The sequence below is a fragment of the Ideonella sp. FW305-24 genome (assembly GCF_058788035.1).
Map to the genome: position 1 here is coordinate 90,167 of NZ_JBYTAI010000002.1, position 15,995 is coordinate 106,161.

Here is a 15,995-nt window from a genome sequence, read left to right on the forward strand (position 1 = left end):
TCGCGGGCGGGTCGCCCGGCGGTAGGCGGTGGCGCCTCAGCGGCAGTCTGCGGCGGTCTGCGGCAGATTCAGCGGCGTTGGCAGCCGGCGCAGAAATAGGTGGCACGCTGGCCTTGCACGATGCGCTGGATGATGCCGCCGCAGCGGCTGCAGGCCTCACCGGCCCGGCCATAGACCCGCGCCCGGCCCTGGTACTGGCCAGTGCTGCCGTGGGCGTCCTTGAAGTCGCGCAGCGTGGAGCCGCCAGCGTCAATCGCCTCGGCCAGCACCTGGCGCACAGCCGCCAGCAGCCGCCCGGCGCGCAGCGGGCCGATGCGGGCGGCGGGCGTGCGGGGGTCGATGCCAGCTTCGAACAAGGCGTCGCTGGCGTAGATGTTGCCGGCGCCGACGACGATGTCGCCCGCCAGCAGCACCTGCTTGATCGGCGTGCGCCGGCCACGCAGCGCGGCGTGGAAATCCGCGGGGCCGAAGGTGGTGTCAAAAGGTTCCACGCCCAGCCCGGCCAGCAGCTTGGCGGCCGGCGCCATGTCCAGCGCGGGCGACCAGACGACGGCGCCGAAGCGGCGCGGGTCGGTCAGCCGCAGCACACCGCGTTCGGTGGTGATTTCGGCGTGGTCGTGCTTGCCGGCCGGGCCGGGTGCCTCGGTGAAAGACAGGGAGCCGGACATGCCCAGGTGCCACAGCAGCCCGCCGGCGCTGGCGCCATCCCGGGAAAGCGCAGGGCCGCCCGAAGTTTCCCCATCCCCCGCCCGGTCCTGGGGGCTGTCAGATTGCGTCAGCGGCAGCCAGAGGTACTTGCCGCGCCGCTGCCAGGTGCCGGCAATGAGGCCGACCAGCGAGGCGGGCGCGACGCCCAGCGGCCAGCGCAGCGGTTTGCCCATCTGCATGGCCAACACGCGGGCGCCGGCCATGCCGACCACGCTGCGCCGCGTGACTTCCACCTCAGGTAATTCCGGCATGGGGGCCATTATCGGCAGCAATCCGGGCTTGACAGGCCGACACTAGAATCCTTCGGACTTTGGAGAAAAGATGAAGCTTCGTCCTGCCCGCCCGGTTTCCCGTCCCTCTACGGGTGTTCCGGCCTCTCCTGGTCTGCATGCCTGGGCCTGGCTGGGTGCCGGGCTGCTGGCTGCCCTGCCAGCGCTGGCGCAGAACCGCAACGTGCCGGCCGATGCACCACCGCCGGCTTCGGCACCCGCCTCCAGCCCCGAAGAAGCCGCGGCGCAGCCCGAGCCGGTTAACAACTCGCTGCTCGACGCGCCGATGTTCTACCAGCTGCTGATCGGCGAGATGGAAGCCCAGGCCGGGCGCGGCGGCAATGCCTTCGAGGTGATCCTGGACGCCGCGCGGCGCTCCAAGGACAGCGTGCTGTTCCAGCGGGCCATCGAGATCGCCGTGCAAGGCCGCTCAGGCGACCGTGCATTGGTCGCAGTGGAAGCCTGGCGCGCCACGCTGCCAGGCTCCACCGAGGCGGTGCGCACGCAGGTGCAGCTGCTGGTGGCGCTGGAGCGGCTGGATGAGCTGGCCGAGCCGCTGAAGCTGCTGGTCGAACAGGTGCCGCCGGAAGAACGCTCGGCGGTGATTGCCGGTGTGCCGCGCTTCCTCGGTGGCGCGCACGACAAGGCCGCGGTGCTGGGCTTGAGCGAAACAGCGCTGGCGCCGTTCGTCAACGCCGAGGGCACCCGCACGGCATCGCGCACCGCGCTGGGCCGGCTGGCGCTGGCTGCGGACCAATCCGAAAAAGCGCTGGGCCTGATGCGCCGCGCCAATGAAGACGACCCCAGCGCCCCCGGCCCCATCCTGCTGGCGCTGGACCTGATGGCCAGCCAGCCGCCGGCCGAGGCCGTGGTGCGTGCCTACCTGGCCCGGCCGGACGCGCTGGCCGCGCTGCGCCTGGCCTATGTGCAGGCGCTGGACCAGCGCCAGCGCATTGGCGAGGCAGTCGACCAGCTGAAGCTGGCACTGGCCCAGCAACCCGAAACCTCACAGGCCTGGTTGACGCTGGGTGCCTACCTGGTCGAGCTCGGTGAACCGAAGGAAGCCATCAAGGCCTTGATCCGCTTCCTGGACAGCGCCGACGTGAAACGCGATGCAGCCGAGCGCGCCGCCAACGCCGGCCAGCAAGCCGCCACAGCGCCCGCCGTCGGCGACGATGACGAGGACCACGAAGACCGGGCACAGCGCCGCATCGACTACGCCTACCTGTTGCTGGCCCAGGCCAACGAACAGCTGCGCCAGTACCCCGAGGCGCTGGGCTGGCTGGACAAGGTCGACCCGGATCGCAGCGACCTCGCACTGGTCAGCCGCCGCGCTTCGTTGATGGTGCACCAGGGTCAGCTCGACGCCGCCCGCAAGCTGGTGCGCGAAGCGCCGGTGCGCGGCACGCTGGAGCCGCGCACCCGCGTGCTGGCCGAATCGCAGCTGCTGCAGGAAGGCAATCGCTGGCAGGCGTCGTACGACCTGCTGCTGGGCGCCGTGCGCGCCGCGCCGGAAGACAGCGTGCTGATCTACGAACTGGCGATGACCGCCGAGCACCTCAAGCGCTACGACGACATGGAAGCGCTGCTGCGCCGCGTCATCACGATCAAGCCGGACGATGCCCACGCCTACAACGCGCTGGGCTACTCGCTGGCCGAGCGCAATGTGCGGCTGGACGAGGCCCAAACCCTGGTCGACAAGGCCGCGTCGCTGGCACCGGACGATCCTTTCATCACCGACAGCCTGGGCTGGGTGGCCTTCCGCCGCGGCGACACCGCCAGCGCGCTGCGCCTGCTGCGCCAGGCCTACAACGCCCGGCCACACGTGGAAGTGGCCGCGCACCTGGGCGAGGTGCTGTGGGCCGCCGGCCAGCGCGACGAAGCGACCCGCGTCTGGCGCGAAGGCCGCTCGCGCAACGGCAGCGACAACGAAGTGCTGCGCGACACCTTGCAGCGGCTCAAGGCCTCTTTGTGAGCGCCCCCAGACCTGCCGCTTCGCGTCAGGCCCCCCGAGGGGGTCAAGAAAACTCGGGAACGGCCCTTCGTTTCCTTGTGAGCCCGGCACCCTCCGGGCTGCGCCGCGCATGCCTGCTGGCCGCGATGGTGCTGGCGGGCTGCGTGAGCGCCCCGCCCGCGCCACCCGATCTCGGGCCCATCACCACCGGCCGCATGGTGGTGCGAGTGGCCGCCACGGCCAACCAGATCGCCAAGGCCGAAAACGCCGCCTTCGAGCTGGCTGGCACCGAACAACAAGGCCAGCTGAAGCTGCTGAGCCCGCTGGGCACCGTGGTGGCCGATGCGCACTGGCAGGCCGGCCAGGTCACGCTGCAGACCGGCGACGGCACGCGCCAGTTCGAATCGATGGAAGCGCTGGCCAGCGAAACGCTGGGCGAGGCGATTCCGCTCGGTGCGCTGCTGCACTGGCTGGCCGGCAAACCCTGGCCGCAGGCACCTGCCCAGCCCACCGCGCAAGGCTTCGAGCAGGCCGGCTGGCTGATCGACACCTCGGCGCTGGCCAACGAAGGCCTGCTGCTGGCCCGTCGCCCGGCCGCGCCAGCGCTGGAATTGCGCGTGAAGCTGGACCGCTGACCCCCGTTTTCGCATGAGCCTCCAATCGCTTTACGACTTGCCGGCACCGGCCAAGCTGAACCTGTTCCTGCACATCGTCGGCCGGCGTGCCGACGGCTACCACTTGCTGCAGTCGGTCTTCCTGCTGATCGACTGGGCCGACACGCTGCACCTGGAACGCCGCACTGACGGCCTGCTGCGGCGCCATGACCTGACCACACCGCTGCCCGCGGACGACCTGTGCCTGAAGGCCGCACGCGCGTTGCAGAAGGCCAGCGGCTGCACGCTGGGCGCCGACATCTCGGTTGCCAAGCAGCTGCCCTCGGGCGCAGGCATGGGCGGTGGCAGCTCGGACGCCGCCACCGTGCTGCTGGGCCTGAACCGGCTGTGGCAGCTCGGCTGGTCGCGTGCGCGACTGCTGGCACTGGGCGCGACACTGGGCGCCGACGTCCCGTTTTTCGTTGGCGGGCACAACGCCTGGGTCGAAGGCATTGGCGAGCTGCTGACGCCCATCGCCCTGCCGGAACTGGAAAATGCCCACTGGGCCGTGGTCAAACCAAGCGCATCCATCGCGACCCCAGAAATTTTTTCCAGCCCTGAGCTGACACGCGATACAAACACTGCTACAGTAGCGGGCTTACTTGCTGACATTGAGCAGCGACGAAAAACAGACGAAAGTCAGCTGGGCAACCAGCAAACTGCGAGTCCATTTTTCGGCCGCAACGACTTGCAGCCTGTGGCCGAGGCCTTGTGCCCGGACGTGGGAAGCGCAGGCCGCTGGCTGGATCAGCGCTTCGGCAACAGCCGGATGACGGGTTCAGGCAGCGCAGTGTTTGCGCAGGCCGGCAAGTACGAGAATTTTGGAAAAGGCGCAGGAAATTCACCTGTGGCGACCGGGCTGAATGGCCAGGTTCTGGGAGATGATGTCTTTCAGGATTTGCCAAACGGTTGGGTGGGTCGAATGTGCCGCGGTTTGCCGCATCATCCGCTGGTCGGGTGGGCAGACTGAAAAGGTTTGAGGGTGTGACCGTCAGGTCATGTCCTGTGTAGGGGAGTCGCCAAGTTGGTCAAGGCATCGGATTTTGATTCCGACATGCGAGGGTTCGAGTCCTTCCTCCCCTGCCAAATATTGCTTGTTCCGCGAACGCCGCGGATGCCTACTGCGCCTTCGGGCGCAGTTTGTGTTTTCAGAGCCTGCGTCCGCGCAGGTCTTGCCAGCATCTCTTCTGCCCGTGCCGCCTGCCCACCCTGGAGCCAATGACGTGCTGTTCAACACCGTCCTCTTCACTGGCAACGCCAATCCCGTCCTGGCCAAGGAGATCGCAACGCACCTGGGTGCGGAGCTTGGCAAGGCGTCCATCGGCCGCTTCTCAGATGGTGAAGTCACCGTCGAGATCCAGCAGAACGTGCGCGCCCGGGACGTCTTCGTCGTGCAGTCCACCTGCGCGCCGACGAACGAAAACCTGATGGAACTGCTGATCATGGTCGATGCATTGAAGCGCGCCAGCGCGCGCCGCATCACCGCCGTGATCCCCTACTTCGGCTATGCCCGCCAGGACCGCCGCCCACGCTCCACGCGCGTGCCGATCTCGGCCAAGGTCGTGGCCAACCTGCTGGAAACCGTGGGCGTCGAGCGTGTGCTGACGATGGACCTGCACGCCGACCAGATCCAGGGCTTTTTCGACATCCCGGTCGACAACATCTACGCCTCGCCGGTCCTGCTGACCGACGTGAAGTCCAAGAACTACAACGACCTGGTCGTCGTGAGCCCGGACGTTGGTGGCGTGGTGCGCGCCCGTGCGCTGGCCAAGCAGCTGGGCTGCGACCTGGCCATCATCGACAAGCGCCGCCCGAAGGCCAACGTGTCGGAAGTGATGCACGTGATCGGCGAGATCGATGGCCGCAACTGCGTGATCATGGACGACATGATCGACACCGCCGGCACGCTGGTAAAAGCGGCCGAAGTGCTGAAGGACCGCGGCGCCAAGCACGTGTTCGCCTACTGCACGCACGCGGTGTTCTCCGGCCCGGCCATCGAGCGCATCAAGGGCTCGCACCTGGACGAAGTCGTCATCACCAACACCATTCCGCTGAGCGAAGCCGGCCAGGCCTGCAAGAAGATCCGCCAGCTGTCGGTGGCCTTCCTGTTTGCCGAGACCATCCGCCGCATCTCGGACGGCGAGTCAGTCACTTCGCTGTTCTCGGAGCAGAACAATAATTTTTGATCTGGGCTCCGCGCGCTTTGCGCGAACTGAACAAAACAACAACTTCTGATCGCAGCCTCCGGGCTTCGATCCGTTTCGTGGCAGCCCCCCGGGCTGCCTTTTTCGAATGGGGCAGCCTGGTCGCGGGCGCCCCGACTCATTGGAGAGATTCATGCAATTCACCGCTTTTGAGCGCAATCTGCAGGGGACCGGAGCGAGCCGCCGCCTGCGGAGCGCTGGCAAGGTTCCCGGCATCGTGTTTGGTGCCGGCACTCCCACCATGATCGAACTCGATCACAACGCCCTGTACTTCGCCCTGAAGAAGGAAGCCTTCCACTCGTCCATCCTGACGATGGAACTGGCCGGCGCGACCACCAAGGTCCTGCTGCGCGACTTCCAGATGCACCCGTGGAAGCAGCAAGTCCTGCACGTGGACTTCCAGCGCGTGGACGAAACCACCCGCCTGCACAAGAAGGTGCCGCTGCACTTCTCGGGCGAAGAAAACTCGGTGGCTGTGAAGACCGACAAGTGCGTGGTCAGCCACGTCCTGACCGAAGTCGAGATCGAATGCCTGGCCGTTCAGCTGCCGGAATTCATCGCCGTGGACCTGAACGGTCTGGTCAAGGGCAAGAGCCTGCACGTGTCTGACCTGGTCCTGCCGACCGGCGTCAAGGTCGTCACGCACGGCAAGAAGGACCCGGTCCTGGTGTCCGTCGCCGAGCCCAAGGTCGAAGAAGAAATCATCGTCGCCCCCGTGGTGGTCGAAGACAAGAAGGGCAAGAAGAAGAAGTGATCCCCCGCGGGATCCGCAACTTCTTCGGTTCGCCGACAAAAAGCCCCGCACTGCGGGGCTTTTTTCATGGGCGGCCGGCTGACTCAGAGCAGCGTATCGGCATGCGTCATCGGCAGGTTCAGCGCTGCGGCCACTGGTGCGCAGGTGACCTTGCCAGCGGCCACGTTCAGGCCGGCCTTCAGGTGCGGGCTCTCGCGCATCGCCTGCTGCCAGCCCAGATCGGCCAGCGCCAGGCCGTGGCCGATGGTGGCGTTGTTCAGCGCGAAGGTCGAGGTGCGCGCCACGGCGCCGGGCATGTTGGCCACGCAGTAGTGCACCACGTCGTCGACCACGAAGGTCGGCTCGGCATGCGTGGTGGCATGGGAGGTCTCGAAGCAGCCGCCCTGGTCGATGGCCACATCCACAAGCACCGCGCCCTTTTTCATGCAGCGCACCATCGGTCGGGTGACCAGCTTGGGCGCCGCAGCGCCCGGGATCAGCACGCCGCCGATCACCAGGTCCGACTCCAGCACCTTTTCCTCCAGCGCCTGGGCGCTGGAATACAGCGTCTTGATGCGGTTGCCGAACACCAGATCCAGCTGGCGCAGCCGCTCGACGTTCTTGTCCAGCACCGTGACCCGCGCACCCAAGCCCACGGCCATCTGCAGCGCGTGCGTGCCGACCACGCCGGCGCCAATGATCAGCACGTGCGCCGGCTCCACGCCCGGCACGCCACCCAGCAGCACGCCCATGCCGCCCTTGGACTTTTCCAGGTGCGCAGCACCCGCCTGGATGCTCATGCGGCCAGCCACCTCGCTCATCGGCGCCAGCAGCGGCAGGCCGCCTTGCGGGCCGGTGATGGTCTCGTAGGCGATACAGATGGCGCCGGAGCGCAGCAGCGCGTCGGTCTGCTCCGGGTCCGGCGCCAGGTGCAGGTAGGTGTAGAGGATCTGGCCTTCGCGCAGCATCGCGCACTCGGCCGGCTGCGGCTCCTTGACCTTGACGATCATCTCGGCCCGGGCAAAGACCTCGGCCGCGTCCTTCAGCAGCGTGGCGCCAGCGGCAGCGTAGTGCTCGTCCGCCAGGCCGATGGACGCGCCCGCGCCACTCTGCACGAACACCTCGTGCCCGCGGGCCGCGAACTCGCGCACGCTGGCCGGCGTCAGGCCGACGCGGTATTCATGGTTCTTGATTTCCTTGGGTACACCGACACGCATGGCTTGTCTCCTATGTTTGTGTTGGGATGAAGGCCCATTTGGAAACAGCCGGGCGCGCTTGACCAGCGGCATTGCCAAGTCTCCAGCCGCATTAGCGGCGCTGATGCAGCGCTGCGCGCTCCGGCGCTGTTTCTCTTCGATGCAAATTTCCCTCGCGATGCGGGGCTGCGCAAGGCGCTGCGGTGGCTAGCATCGCCGACCTATCCACCCCACACAAGACAAGGACATTGCATGCGCCGCCCGACCCTTCGCTCCGCCGCCCTGACGGCCACCGCCCTGCTCTGGCTGATCCAGCCGGCAGCGGCCGCCACGGCAGAGCGAACCAGCTTCCCGCGCCTGGAGCTGGCCGAAGCCGATGCTTCCGGCCAGCGCGCCATCGACCTGCTCGGGTCCAGGCTGGATGAAGTGGCCGCCTGGTACCGCCGCAGCCCTCAGGCCTTCCGCGAAATGCTGCTGCGCGACCCGCTGATGCGCCTGGACCGCCACGGCCGGCTGTACGCCGTTGACGAGCTGGAAGCCCCACTGATCGCACCGGCGGAAGAAGCCAGCCTCGCCGCCACCGCCACGCCCACCACGCTGGACAAGACCTTCAAGCTGCACAGCCTGAAAGGCGCCAAGCGCATGCTGTACCTGGACTTCAACGGCGCCACGCTGACCGGCACCGCCTGGAACAGCAACGGCAACACACTGACCGCCCAGCCCTTCGACATGGACGGCAACCCGGGCACGTTTTCCGATGCCGAGCTGGAACGCATCCAGTACATCTGGCAGCGCGTGGCCGAAGACTACGCCCCCTTCGGCATTGACGTGACGACCCAGGAGCCGGCCGCCGACAAGCTGACCCGCGCCAGCACCGACGACCAGATCTACGGCAGCACGGTGGTCATCACGAACAACAGTGGCGTCTACAACTGCTCCTGCGGCGGCGTGGCCTACGTGGGCGTGTTCGACAACGTGGGCGACTTCTACAAGCCGGCGCTGGTGTTCTGGAACATGCTGGGCCCGAGTGGCGAGAAGTACGTGGCCGAGGCCATCTCGCACGAAGCCGGCCACAACCTGGGCCTGAGCCACGACGGCAATGCCACCAGCGGCTACGACACCGGCCACGGCAGCGGCGCCACCGGCTGGGCCCCCATCATGGGTGTCGGCTACTACCAGCCGGTCACGCAATGGAGCATCGGCGAATACAGCAGCGCCAACAACCAGGAGGACGACCTCGCGGTGATCGCGGCCAACGGCGGCACGCTGCGCAAGGACGACCACGGCAACACCACCGCCAAGGCCACGCCGCTGACCGTCACCGCCAATGGTGTGACGCTGACCGTGTCCGGCCAGGGGGTGATCGAGCAGCGTGGCGACAAGGACGTGTTCTCGTTCACCGCCGGTGCCGGTCCGATGTCCATCACCGTCTCGCCGGACAGCCGCGCGCCCAACCTGGACGTGCTGGCCAAGCTGATAGACGCCAATGGCACGCTGCTGCTGAAGTCCAACCCCGCGGACGCGCTGGGCGCGACGCTGAGCTTCACGCTGCCGGCGGCTGGCACCTACTACCTGCTGATCGACGGCATCGGCTTTGGCGATCCGCTCACCAACGGCTACAGCGACTACGCCAGCATCGGCCAGTACAAGATCAGCGGCACCGCACCGGCGCCCTGAGTCCCGCGCCCGGCACTGCGGGCAACACCTCTGCAGGCGCGGCAGCGGCGCCGCTACATTAGCCAGACTGATGAACGCCCTGCCCCGCCTGAGATGAACGTCCTGGACCCTGCCGGCCTGGACTGCCTGGCCGCGCTGGCCGAGGCCGGCAGCTTCGAAAAGGCCGCGCAGTTGCTGGCCATCACCCAGTCGGCCGTGTCGCAGCGGCTGCGCTCGCTGGAGAGCCACGTTGGCCACCTGCTGGTGGTGCGGGCCCGGCCACTGCGGCTGACCGAGCCCGGCAAGGTGCTGCTGCGCTACGCCAGGCAGATGCAGGCGCTGCGCGCCGACGCGGCACGGGAGTTGGGCGCCACGCTGGGCCGCGAGGAACGGCTGCCGATCGCCGTCAACGCCGACAGCCTCGCCACCTGGGTGCTGCCCGCGCTGGACCCGCTGGTGCGCGCCGGCCAGCGCCAGGGCTACGGCGTGGAGCTGATCGTCGACGACCAGGACTTCACGCACGACTGGCTGCGCCAGGGCGAGGTGCTGGGCTGCGTCAGCACCGTCTCGCAGGCCTTGCGCGGCTGCGCCTGCCTGCCGCTGGGGCGCATGCGCTATGTGGCCGCAGCCAGCCCGGCCTTCATTGCCAAGGCGCTGCCGGACGGGCTGCACGCCGGCAACTTCGCCCACCTGCCCTTCATCGTCTTCAACCGCAAGGATGACATGCAGGCGCAGTGGGTCTCGCAGGCCTTCGGCGTGCGCGAGCCGCGGCTGCAAGAGCGCTACGTGCCCAGCAGCGAAGCCGGCGCACGCGCCGCGGCCATGGGCTGGGGCATTGCGGTGCTGCCGGAGCTGCTGGCCAGGCCGATGATGGACGACGGCCGGCTCACACCGCTGAAGCCAGAGATCACACTGGATGTGGCGCTGTACTGGCACCAGTGGAAGCTCAGCGCCGAGCAAGGCCTGGAGCCGGGCGCAGACCAGTCCTGGGGGCGCTCCCCTGCCAGCCTGATGGACCAGATCGGCCATGCGCTGCTGCAGGGTGCGGGCGCCGTGCTGGCACCACCGGATAATGCCTCCCCATGATTCGACTGATCGTGGGCCTGGGCAATCCTGGGCCGGAATACGAAGACACCCGGCACAACGCCGGTTTCTGGTGGGTGGACCAAGCCACGCGCCAGCTGGGCGGCAGCCTGCAGCCGGACCGGGCCTACCACGGCATGGTCGCGCGGGTGAACGGCGCGGCGGCAGACGGCAGCCCCGTGTGGCTGTTGCAGCCCATGACCTACATGAACCTCTCGGGCAAGTCGGTCGCGCCGCTGGCGCGCTTCTTCAAGATCCTGCCCGGCGAGATCCTGGTCGTGCACGACGAGCTGGACGTTCCGCCCGGCCAGATGAAGCTGAAGCTGGGCGGCGGCAATGGCGGCCACAACGGGCTGAAGGACATCCAGGCCCAGCTCGGCAGCGGCGACTTCTGGCGCCTGCGGCTGGGCATCGGCCATCCGGGCGTGAAAAGCGAGGTCGCGGCCTATGTGCTGCGCAAGCCGCCGCAGGCCGAGCGCGAAGGCATCGAAAAGATGATCGACGACTCGCTGGCCACGCTGCCGCTGATGCTGGCCGGCAGCATGGACAAGGCGATGGCCAAGATCCACGCCAAGCCGCCCCGGCCCAAACCCCCGCGCCCCGAACCGGCCGCACCGAAACCCGAACTGGCCGCACCCCCACCTGTGGGTGAATGACAGCCCGCCGGCGCCACGAAAGAATCGGTCGCTGAGGGATGTCAAAAAAGGGAGGACAGAGATGCACACCAGATGCTTGAAGGCGCTGGCCCTGGCGGCCAGCCTGCTGGCAGTTGCAGGCGGCAGCCAGGCCGCGATGATTTACCGCTGTGGCCAGACTTACCAGCAAGTGCCTTGCGAAGGCGGCAGGGCCCTGAACACCGCGCCGGCGCCCAGCGAGGAACAGCGCCGCCAGGCGCAGGAACGCGCAGACGCCGAGCAGCGGCTGGCCAACGACATGGCCGAGGACAGGCACCGCCAGGAAGCCGCGGACGCCAAGGCCCGCGCGAAGGACGAAGCCGCCGCCGAGCGTGAGCGCAAAGCCGCCGCCAAGTCCGCCAGGAAGGACGCCGAAGCCAGCGAGCAAGTTGTGCTGGCCTGCCCTAGCCCGGTCTACGTGGAACTCGCCCCAGGCGAGAAAAAGAAGGCAGGCAAGTCGAAGTCAGGCTGCCCGGCGGTCATCTACGTACCGGCACCGGCCAAGCCCGCGGCTTCGGCTGCCGTGGTCGCACAGCAGCCTGCGCCCAAGAAGAAGTAGATCTTCAGCCCTGCGAGCCCGCCGGCAGTGGCTCGCCGGGCCGCAGCGCCAGCGCCACCAGGTTCAGGTACTTGCGGTGCAGCTGGTCCTGGGTTTCGACATGCTCGGGGTTGACCGGTATGCACTCGACCGGGCAGACCTGCACGCACTGCGGCTCGCCGAAGTGGCCGACGCATTCGGTGCACTTGGCCGGGTCGATGACGTAGTAGAGCTCGCCCATCGAGATCGCCTCGTTGGGGCATTCGGGCTCGCAGACATCGCAGTTGATGCACTCGTCGGTGATCATCAACGCCATCTCAGCGCTCCCTGGCAGTCGTCATGCAAGTGTTTGTGCGGTTTCATGCGTCCTTCGTTCGGGCGACCCGTTCCTTGAGCCGCTCCAGCACCGAAGGTGCCACAAACTTGGAGACATCGCCGCCGAGGGTGGCAATCTCGCGCACAAAAGTACCGCTGACGAACTGGTACTGGTCGCTGGGCGTGAGGAACAGGGTCTCGACGTCGGGCATCAGCTGGCGGTTCATGCCGGCCATCTGGAACTCGTATTCGAAGTCGCTGACCGCACGCAGCCCGCGCACGACGACCCGGCCGCCCTTGTCGACGACAAAGTCGCGCAGCAACCCGCTGAAGGGAATCACTTCGACGTTGGGATACGGCCGTGCCAACTCGGTTGCAATGTCCAGCCGCTCTTCGGCGGAGAACATCGTGCGCTTGTGGTGGCCGGCGGCGACCGCGAGGATCAGCCGGTCGAACAGCTTGCTGGCCCGGCGCATCAGGTCCTGGTGGCCCAGCGTCATCGGGTCGAAGGTACCGGGGTAGACGGCGGTGACGGGGGGGGTAGCGCTCATCGGGTCAGTCCTTCAAGGCAAAAGACGGCTTCAGGCGGGCTGCTCGGCGACACGCTGCAGCAGCGCATGGTGCACCGCGCCGGCACGGCCCTGGCGGTACAGCACAAGACCGTCCGGCAGCGGCTCGGCCAAGGCTTCGCCGGACTCGACGTAGACAAAACCATCCGGCACCACGACACGTGCCGCGGCCAGCATGGCCGGCGCCAGCAGCACGCTGTCGAACGGCGGATCCAGCAGCACCAGCTCCAGGCTTTGCGGCGCCGCGCCGCGCAGCCAGGCCAGCGCGTCACCGCGCTGCACGCGGAGCACGGCTTCGGCCTTGAGGCGGATGCGCGAGGCATTCAAGGAGGTGACCAGCGCCGCGTCCTGCTCCATCAGCAGCACTTCGGCTGCGCCACGCGACGCGGCCTCGAAACCGAGCGCGCCGGTGCCGGCAAAAGCGTCCAGCACGCGCCAGCCGCTCAGGTCCTGGCCCAGCCAGTTGAACAGGGTCTCGCGCACGCGGTCAGGCGTGGGCCGCAGGCCGGGCTTGTCGGCCACCGGCAGCAGGCTGCGCCGCCATTGGCCGCCGACGATGCGCACCTCGTGCCTTGCATTCGGCGCGCCTTTGGCAGCCGCCCGCTTGGGGGATGCGGCAGGCGGTTTGCCGCCCTTTGAAGCGGACTTGGTCACCGGGGGCTTCATGCGGGCCTCACCGGCACGCCGGCCTGCGCCAGCTGGGCCTTGGCCTGGCCGACGGTGAACTCGCCGTAATGGAAGATGCTGGCCGCCAGCACCGCGTCGGCACCGCCGATCTGGATGCCTTCGACCAGGTGCTCCAGCGCGCCGACGCCGCCGGAGGCGATCACCGGCACAGGCACGGCGTCGGAGACTGCGCGGGTCAGCGCCAGGTCGAAGCCGCTCTTGGTGCCGTCGCGGTCCATGCTGGTCAGCAGGATCTCGCCCGCGCCCAGCACCGCCATGCGGCTGGCCCATTCGACGGCATCCAGCCCGGTGTTCTTGCGCCCGCCATGGCTGTAGACGTCCCAGCCCGGGCCTTTGGCAGCCAAATCCTCGCCCACGCGGCGCTTGGCGTCGATGGCCACGACGATGGCCTGCGCGCCGTACTTGTCGGACGCGTCGCGGATGACCTGCGGGTTGGCGATGGCCGCCGAGTTGAAGCTGACCTTGTCGGCGCCGGCATTCAGCAGCCGCCGCACGTCTTCGACCGCCCGCACACCGCCACCCACCGTCAGCGGAATGAAGACCTGGGACGCGACCGCCTCGATGATGGGCAGGATCAGATCCCGGCCGTCGCTGGTCGCGGTGATGTCCAGGAAGGTCAGCTCGTCGGCGCCCTGCTGGTTGTAGCGCGCAGCAATCTCGACCGGATCACCGGCATCTCGCAGTTCGACGAAGTTGACGCCTTTGACGACACGGCCGCCGGTGACATCGAGACACGGAATGATTCGTTTGGCGAGCATGGGCCGGATTGTCGCCGATGCCTCGCAAACCGGCGGCCGGGCGGCGACACAACCGGCTATTACCCGCAGCTGCTTCCGGGCGCGAAAATGGCCGTCACCAGCCACCGGCTGGCCCCTCATTCCTAGGAGACGACAATGGCCAAGAAGATCCTGATGCTGTGCGGCGACTACGGCGAAGACTACGAAACCATGGTGCCCTTCCAGGCACTGCAGGCCGTGGGCCACACGGTGCACGCGGTGGCGCCGGACAAGAAGATCGGGGAATCGGTGATCCTGGCGATCCATGACTTCGAAGGCGCGCAGACCTACAGCGAAAAGCCTGGCCACCGCTTCGCGCTGAACGCGAATTTCGCCGACGTGAAGCCCGAGCAGTACGACGCGCTGGTGATTCCCGGCGGCCGTGCGCCTGAGTACCTGCGCATGAACGCCCGCGTGGTCGAGATCACCCGCCATTTCCTGAAGGCCGACAAGCCCATCGCCGCGGTCTGCCACGGCGCGCAACTGCTGGCCGCCACCGGCATGATCAAGGGCCGCATCATTTCGGCCTATCCGGCCTGCCAGGTGGAAGTGGAACTGGCCGGCGCCGAGTACAAGGGCATTGCGATGGACGCGGCCGTCACCGACCGCAATCTGGTCACCGCACCAGCCTGGCCGGCACACCCGGCCTGGATCTCGCAGTTCCTCACCGTTCTGGGCACCCGCATCAGCCTGTGAAAACGAGCTGCCGGCCTGCTGACCCGCCGGCCGGAAGGGACCCGATTGAAGCGATGCGGCGGCCGGCGTAGAGTGCTTCTTGCCGGCCCTTCATGGCCTGGCGCGCTTCAACAAAGGGTTCTTCGATGTGCGAGATCTTCATCGGCGCCGATCCCGAGGGCTATGGCAGCCGCACGCGTTCGGTGCGGCTGCATGGCGTGGTCACCAGCATCCGGCTGGAAAACCTGTTCTGGGACGTGCTGGAAGAGATTGCCGGGCGCGACGGCATGGGCGTGGTGCAGCTGATCGAAAAGCTCTATGACGAGCTGATCGCCGCCCGCGGCGAAGCCGGCAACTTCGCGTCGTTCCTGCGGGTCAGCGCCTTGCGCTACGAGGCGCTGCTGGCGCACCAGGGCATTCCGGCGGACACCAGCGTGCCGATCCGCACGCTGAACCCGCAGCAGGTGCTGCAGGCCCTGCCACCGCACTGGCGCGGCAGCAGCTCAGCGGTGAATGTTCAGGCCACGTCCTTCAGCGCGTCGGCCCGGGCTTGCGCGGCGGCAAAGTCCAGCGCACCGGTGTAGATCGAGCGGCCGCAGATCACGCCTTCCACGCCTTCGCTTTCGACGGCGCAGAGCGCGTCGATGTCGGCCATGCCAGCCAGACCGCCGGAGGCGATGACCGGGATGGTCAGCGCCTGCGCCAGCTTCACCGTGGCATCGATGTTGATGCCGGTGAGCATGCCATCGCGGCCAATGTCGGTGTAGATGATGCCTTCGACGCCGTAGTCCTCAAACTTCTTCGCCAGGTCCACCACCTCGTGGCCGGTCAGCTTGCTCCAGCCATCGGTCGCCACCTTGCCGTCCTTGGCATCCAGGCCAACGATGATGTGGCCGCCGAAGGCTGAGCAGGCGTCGCGCAGGAAACCGGGGTTCTTCACCGCGGCGGTGCCGATGATGACGAAGCTCAGGCCGTCATCCAGGTAGCGCTCGATGGTGTCCAGGTCGCGGATGCCGCCGCCGAGTTGCACGGGGATGTCGGCGCCCACCTCTTTCAGGATGGCCTTGATCGCGCCCTCGTTGATTGGCTTGCCGGCAAATGCGCCGTTCAGGTCCACCAGGTGCAAGCGCCGGGCGCCGGCCTCCACCCAGCGTCTGGCCATTGCGGCCGGGTCTTCGCCAAAGGTGGTGGAAACATTCATGTCGCCTTGTTCAAGGCGAACGCATTGACCGTCTTTCAGATCGATCGCGGGGATCAGCAGCATGGCTCCGTGAGCACGAGTGAAGAATCGAAGCGGGATCCCGG

General features: G+C 67.6%; 18 protein-coding genes and 1 tRNA gene. 12 read left to right on the plus strand and 7 right to left on the minus strand.

Annotated elements, in window-relative coordinates:
• Nucleotides 1-68 precede the first annotated feature (68 nt).
• Nucleotides 69-959 carry a bifunctional DNA-formamidopyrimidine glycosylase/DNA-(apurinic or apyrimidinic site) lyase gene (mutM, locus tag AC3WR5_RS06120; protein ID WP_492482766.1) on the minus strand — a complete coding sequence of 297 codons (891 nt, stop codon included), beginning with the start codon at nt 957-959 and terminating at the stop codon, nt 69-71.
• A gap of 70 nt (nt 960-1,029) precedes the next feature.
• Here mutM and AC3WR5_RS06125 point away from each other — a divergent pair, with 70 nt between their 5' ends.
• From AC3WR5_RS06125 to AC3WR5_RS06150, 6 genes are all read left to right on the plus strand, one after another.
• Nucleotides 1,030-2,952: a tetratricopeptide repeat protein gene (locus AC3WR5_RS06125; protein ID WP_492482768.1), complete on the plus strand. Its 1,923-nt coding sequence runs from the start codon at nt 1,030-1,032 to the stop codon at nt 2,950-2,952.
• A 77-nt stretch (nt 2,953-3,029) separates the two neighbouring features.
• Entirely contained in the window at nt 3,030-3,566 is a 537-nt protein-coding gene (locus AC3WR5_RS06130) for an outer membrane lipoprotein LolB (protein ID WP_141287961.1), read from the plus strand.
• Between the two features lie 13 nt (nt 3,567-3,579).
• Nucleotides 3,580-4,554: a 4-(cytidine 5'-diphospho)-2-C-methyl-D-erythritol kinase gene (ispE, locus tag AC3WR5_RS06135; protein WP_492482770.1), complete on the plus strand. Its 975-nt coding sequence runs from the start codon at nt 3,580-3,582 to the stop codon at nt 4,552-4,554.
• Nucleotides 4,555-4,593: 39 nt separating this feature from the next.
• Nucleotides 4,594-4,670 (plus strand) — tRNA-Gln (locus AC3WR5_RS06140).
• A gap of 137 nt (nt 4,671-4,807) precedes the next feature.
• The gene (locus tag AC3WR5_RS06145) at nt 4,808-5,770 is read left to right on the plus strand and encodes a ribose-phosphate pyrophosphokinase (RefSeq protein ID WP_141287959.1); all 963 of its coding nucleotides are present in this window, start codon (nt 4,808-4,810) and stop codon (nt 5,768-5,770) included.
• 151 nt (nt 5,771-5,921) lie between these two features.
• Entirely contained in the window at nt 5,922-6,542 is a 621-nt protein-coding gene (locus AC3WR5_RS06150; RefSeq protein ID WP_141287958.1) for a 50S ribosomal protein L25/general stress protein Ctc, read from the plus strand.
• An 83-nt stretch (nt 6,543-6,625) separates the two neighbouring features.
• Here the strand turns inward: AC3WR5_RS06150 and ald are convergent, their stop codons facing one another.
• Entirely contained in the window at nt 6,626-7,738 is a 1,113-nt protein-coding gene (gene ald / locus AC3WR5_RS06155) for an alanine dehydrogenase (protein WP_492482773.1), read from the minus strand.
• Nucleotides 7,739-7,969: 231 nt separating this feature from the next.
• Here ald and AC3WR5_RS06160 point away from each other — a divergent pair, with 231 nt between their 5' ends.
• The 4 genes from AC3WR5_RS06160 to AC3WR5_RS06175 all read left to right on the plus strand — a co-directional run bounded on the left by AC3WR5_RS06160 (nt 7,970) and on the right by AC3WR5_RS06175 (nt 11,689).
• Nucleotides 7,970-9,394, plus strand: a complete 1,425-nt coding sequence (locus tag AC3WR5_RS06160) for a pre-peptidase C-terminal domain-containing protein (RefSeq protein ID WP_492482775.1) — start codon at nt 7,970-7,972, stop codon at nt 9,392-9,394.
• 93 nt (nt 9,395-9,487) lie between these two features.
• Nucleotides 9,488-10,459, plus strand: a complete 972-nt coding sequence (locus AC3WR5_RS06165; RefSeq protein ID WP_492482777.1) for a LysR family transcriptional regulator ArgP — start codon at nt 9,488-9,490, stop codon at nt 10,457-10,459.
• Nucleotides 10,456-11,112 carry an aminoacyl-tRNA hydrolase gene (gene pth / locus AC3WR5_RS06170; RefSeq protein WP_492482778.1) on the plus strand — a complete coding sequence of 219 codons (657 nt, stop codon included), beginning with the start codon at nt 10,456-10,458 and terminating at the stop codon, nt 11,110-11,112. Before AC3WR5_RS06165 ends, pth begins: the two co-directional genes overlap by 4 nt.
• A gap of 61 nt (nt 11,113-11,173) precedes the next feature.
• A complete protein-coding gene (locus tag AC3WR5_RS06175) occupies nt 11,174-11,689 on the plus strand; it encodes a hypothetical protein (protein WP_492482780.1) in 516 nt (171 codons plus the stop codon).
• Between the two features lie 4 nt (nt 11,690-11,693).
• On the opposite strand, the gene AC3WR5_RS06180 is transcribed toward AC3WR5_RS06175, so the two are convergent.
• From AC3WR5_RS06180 to hisF, 4 genes are read right to left on the minus strand one after another with little or no spacing between them, the layout of a single operon-like run.
• Nucleotides 11,694-11,984, minus strand: a complete 291-nt coding sequence (locus AC3WR5_RS06180; protein ID WP_492482782.1) for a YfhL family 4Fe-4S dicluster ferredoxin — start codon at nt 11,982-11,984, stop codon at nt 11,694-11,696.
• 43 nt (nt 11,985-12,027) lie between these two features.
• Nucleotides 12,028-12,534, minus strand: coding sequence for a pantetheine-phosphate adenylyltransferase (gene coaD, locus AC3WR5_RS06185; protein WP_141284888.1), 507 nt, complete (start codon nt 12,532-12,534; stop codon nt 12,028-12,030).
• Between the two features lie 30 nt (nt 12,535-12,564).
• Entirely contained in the window at nt 12,565-13,218 is a 654-nt protein-coding gene (gene rsmD / locus AC3WR5_RS06190; protein ID WP_492482784.1) for a 16S rRNA (guanine(966)-N(2))-methyltransferase RsmD, read from the minus strand.
• A complete protein-coding gene (hisF, locus tag AC3WR5_RS06195) occupies nt 13,215-13,997 on the minus strand; it encodes an imidazole glycerol phosphate synthase subunit HisF (RefSeq protein ID WP_492482786.1) in 783 nt (260 codons plus the stop codon). Before hisF ends, rsmD begins: the two co-directional genes overlap by 4 nt.
• Nucleotides 13,998-14,132: 135 nt before the next feature.
• On the opposite strand from hisF, the gene AC3WR5_RS06200 reads away from it, so the two are divergent.
• Both AC3WR5_RS06200 and AC3WR5_RS06205 read left to right on the plus strand, forming a co-directional pair.
• Nucleotides 14,133-14,711, plus strand: coding sequence for a DJ-1/PfpI family protein (locus AC3WR5_RS06200; RefSeq protein WP_141284894.1), 579 nt, complete (start codon nt 14,133-14,135; stop codon nt 14,709-14,711).
• A 125-nt stretch (nt 14,712-14,836) separates the two neighbouring features.
• Nucleotides 14,837-15,274, plus strand: coding sequence for a ribbon-helix-helix domain-containing protein (locus AC3WR5_RS06205; protein ID WP_492482788.1), 438 nt, complete (start codon nt 14,837-14,839; stop codon nt 15,272-15,274).
• On the opposite strand, the gene hisA is transcribed toward AC3WR5_RS06205, so the two are convergent.
• Nucleotides 15,208-15,954: a 1-(5-phosphoribosyl)-5-[(5-phosphoribosylamino)methylideneamino]imidazole-4-carboxamide isomerase gene (gene hisA, locus AC3WR5_RS06210; protein WP_141284898.1), complete on the minus strand. Its 747-nt coding sequence runs from the start codon at nt 15,952-15,954 to the stop codon at nt 15,208-15,210. The genes AC3WR5_RS06205 and hisA overlap by 67 nt on opposite strands.
• Nucleotides 15,955-15,995 lie beyond the last annotated feature (41 nt).

What these genes read in the sequence shown, in the direction of transcription:
- mutM (WP_492482766.1), bottom strand. Translation starts at nt 959, where the DNA reads ATGCCGGAATTACCTGAGGTGGAAGTCACGCGGCGCAGCGTGGTCGGC.
- AC3WR5_RS06125 (WP_492482768.1), top strand. Translation starts at nt 1,030, where the DNA reads ATGAAGCTTCGTCCTGCCCGCCCGGTTTCCCGTCCCTCTACGGGTGTT.
- ispE (WP_492482770.1), top strand. Translation starts at nt 3,580, where the DNA reads ATGAGCCTCCAATCGCTTTACGACTTGCCGGCACCGGCCAAGCTGAAC.
- AC3WR5_RS06150 (WP_141287958.1), top strand. Translation starts at nt 5,922, where the DNA reads ATGCAATTCACCGCTTTTGAGCGCAATCTGCAGGGGACCGGAGCGAGC.
- ald (WP_492482773.1), bottom strand. Translation starts at nt 7,738, where the DNA reads ATGCGTGTCGGTGTACCCAAGGAAATCAAGAACCATGAATACCGCGTC.
- AC3WR5_RS06160 (WP_492482775.1), top strand. Translation starts at nt 7,970, where the DNA reads ATGCGCCGCCCGACCCTTCGCTCCGCCGCCCTGACGGCCACCGCCCTG.
- AC3WR5_RS06165 (WP_492482777.1), top strand. Translation starts at nt 9,488, where the DNA reads ATGAACGTCCTGGACCCTGCCGGCCTGGACTGCCTGGCCGCGCTGGCC.
- pth (WP_492482778.1), top strand. Translation starts at nt 10,456, where the DNA reads ATGATTCGACTGATCGTGGGCCTGGGCAATCCTGGGCCGGAATACGAA.
- AC3WR5_RS06175 (WP_492482780.1), top strand. Translation starts at nt 11,174, where the DNA reads ATGCACACCAGATGCTTGAAGGCGCTGGCCCTGGCGGCCAGCCTGCTG.
- AC3WR5_RS06180 (WP_492482782.1), bottom strand. Translation starts at nt 11,984, where the DNA reads ATGGCGTTGATGATCACCGACGAGTGCATCAACTGCGATGTCTGCGAG.
- coaD (WP_141284888.1), bottom strand. Translation starts at nt 12,534, where the DNA reads ATGAGCGCTACCCCCCCCGTCACCGCCGTCTACCCCGGTACCTTCGAC.
- rsmD (WP_492482784.1), bottom strand. Translation starts at nt 13,218, where the DNA reads ATGAAGCCCCCGGTGACCAAGTCCGCTTCAAAGGGCGGCAAACCGCCT.
- hisF (WP_492482786.1), bottom strand. Translation starts at nt 13,997, where the DNA reads ATGCTCGCCAAACGAATCATTCCGTGTCTCGATGTCACCGGCGGCCGT.
- AC3WR5_RS06200 (WP_141284894.1), top strand. Translation starts at nt 14,133, where the DNA reads ATGGCCAAGAAGATCCTGATGCTGTGCGGCGACTACGGCGAAGACTAC.
- AC3WR5_RS06205 (WP_492482788.1), top strand. Translation starts at nt 14,837, where the DNA reads ATGTGCGAGATCTTCATCGGCGCCGATCCCGAGGGCTATGGCAGCCGC.
- hisA (WP_141284898.1), bottom strand. Translation starts at nt 15,954, where the DNA reads ATGCTGCTGATCCCCGCGATCGATCTGAAAGACGGTCAATGCGTTCGC.